This window comes from Pseudoduganella rhizocola (assembly GCF_045984285.3).
In the GTDB taxonomy this organism is placed as follows: domain Bacteria; phylum Pseudomonadota; class Gammaproteobacteria; order Burkholderiales; family Burkholderiaceae_D; genus Rugamonas.
In genome coordinates this window covers 1-2292 of record NZ_JBJQIK030000027.1, presented here as the reverse complement: position 1 = coordinate 2292, position 2292 = coordinate 1, and the positions used below count along the sequence as shown (strand labels likewise).

Here is a 2292-nt window from a genome sequence, read left to right as displayed (position 1 = left end):
CGGCGTGACCGACAACCGCGGCTTCACGGGCCATGAAATGCTGGACCAGCTGGACCTGGTGCACATGAACGGCCGCATCTACGAACCGCTGATCGCGCGCTTCCTGAGCGCCGACCCGCTGATCCAGGATCCGACGCATAGCCAGAGCTATAATCGCTACGCCTATGTGTGGAACAACCCGGCCAATCTGATGGACCCGACGGGGTTTGCGGGTGTCGAGGCTGGCAAGCCTTCAACGGTGCCTACGCCTGAGTGCAACGCGGCTTGTCAGCAATCGTTGAAAGAACTGGAGCGTTGCAAGCAGCAGGGGAACGCAAACTGCGGCTATACCATTTTTAATCAAAGCATAACCCGCAATGCAAGGGATAAAGGTGGCATAGGAACTGCGTCGGCAAACAACAAACCATCTGTGCTTCAGCAGTTCAAAAATGGTTACGACGGGACGACACGAAGTGTGATGTATCCGGAAACCGTCGCAGAGACTGCCGGTCGTTATGTCCATAACGTTGTAGAGTTCGGCACCAATTTACTGCCGGGATCATCATTGCCGGATGTAGGCATTGAAGCAGGTAAAGGAAATTACGGTACAGCTGCAGTATTGTTGTCGACAGAGTTATTAGGTCCGATCGGCGGTGAAGTACGGGCGGCGCGCGCTCTCGAAAAGACTGTTGCAGGCGAGGCGAAAGGCATTACTGCGATTGGTCGTATGGAAGATTTGCAGCGAGTTGCTAACGACTCCGGTATTGATAGCTGGGCAAAGTCTGGTCGTATTCCGGGTGCAGGAGAAAAGCCCGTGACGTGGGCGGAAAACAGAAGATGGTTACAAGATCGAATTGACAGAGGCGACAGCTTCATTATTCTAACGAACCCATCCAGCCTGCCATCCGTCAGGGGAGGATATGTGCCGGGTAGTCCGAATGGTTATTTTACTGCGCGTGAGCTTCAATACTTAAATCAGCAGGGCATCAAACCGAAGTACGTTCCAGGGAACTAACATGATCAATGACGGTTATGAAATTTATGAGCCTGAAATATTGGGCGATTGGCTTACTGTGGTTAAAAATCAAGCGGTGCTTGTGGCATTTTTAACGTGGCTGGTTGATCAACTTAGGCCCCGACTCATTATGCGATTTCCTGAGCTATCCCTCGAAGTGGTCAAGGTTCAGTACCTCGGAACTTATCCGGCCTTTGGATTAAAGCATACTGAAAACTATGCGCCGGAGGCTATCGCTACTCTAATGGAGTCCACCATTGAGGAACTTCTCCAAAGGACTCCCGTTCATGCCTTCTTGGAGTTCCTGTTTGCTGGCGATGTGGATTGGAGTGACCTTACAAAGCAGTTGCTGAAGACTAGTTAGACTCGGCAAACAATGGCATTCCGCCAGTAGTACGGACACTTCCGATAGGTATGATGTCACTATCGGAGGTTATTTAATCAGAAAGGTCTTGTGCGCTATCTGGACGGGCAGACCGGTAAAGCTGCGGCCCTTGATGGTTACAAGACTTTCCAGTTATTGAGGACAAATTGATGGCTTATATCAGTAAAGATGACGCCACCTTGGCTGCAGTTCGGCATGTGACGCAACTGGGGCAAAGTGCAGGCGATGAGTTTGCAATTCTTCCTGAGGAAACTCAGGAGATTCCGGAGGGATGGGTCTTCTTCTACAACTCGGCTGACTTCGTGCGAACTCGGAATCCGATTGATTCACTAGCGGGGAATGGTCCTGTCTTTGTACGAAGAGATGGAGGGGTTAGAGACTTACCTAGCGCTATTCCGTGGCTGGATGCGCTGAAGGGGATTTGAGGGCAGTGGACGGGACGCATGACAGACAGTCCGGTCAGTTGCTCTGCAAAACTGCCAGCAGCTGCGCGGGAAGCAAAGGCCTCAGTTGTTTCGTCATAGTTACTGGGTTCGCCTCTGTTGCACGAATAACTTGTAGTGCAAAAGGCGTTGTATTCCAAGATGCGCGCTCAACAACTTGAGCAAGGTCACGCCCCCTGGGGAATGTGACGGTCATCGCGTACGACGGTCTGGGCCGCAAAACCGCGCTGCAGGATCCCGACCTGGGCCTGATCGAGTACAAGGTCGATCCGCTGGGCCAGGTATGGAAGCAGATGTCGCCGGTGCAGCGCGAGGCCTCGCCGCAGATCGGCACGCGCTTCGAATACGATCCGCTGGGCCGCATGACGGCGCGCAACGAGAAAGACCTGGCGGCACGCTGGGTGTACGACAGCGACGGCTCGGGCCACTGCGCCCTGGGCAAGAGCTGCGGCCGCCTGGTGGAAGCGTAT

The 2292-nt window shown here is 53.4% G+C and carries 4 protein-coding genes; all 4 read left to right on the top strand.

Going from position 1 to position 2292, the window contains the following annotated elements; translation table 11 throughout:
* Window positions 1-994, top strand: a 994-nt coding sequence (locus ACJRPG_RS24830; RefSeq protein WP_408002789.1) for an RHS repeat-associated core domain-containing protein, incomplete at its 5' end; no start/stop codon positions are given.
* 1 nt (window position 995) lies between these two features.
* A complete protein-coding gene (locus tag ACJRPG_RS24825) occupies window positions 996-1358 on the top strand; it encodes a hypothetical protein (RefSeq protein ID WP_408002788.1) in 363 nt (120 codons plus the stop codon).
* Window positions 1359-1528: 170 nt separating this feature from the next.
* Complete coding sequence (locus ACJRPG_RS24820) at window positions 1529-1804, top strand: YrhB domain-containing protein (protein WP_408002787.1); 276 nt, start codon at window positions 1529-1531, stop codon at window positions 1802-1804.
* Between the two features lie 203 nt (window positions 1805-2007).
* A partial coding sequence (locus tag ACJRPG_RS24815; protein ID WP_408002786.1) for a hypothetical protein occupies window positions 2008-2292 on the top strand: 285 nt, incomplete at its 3' end.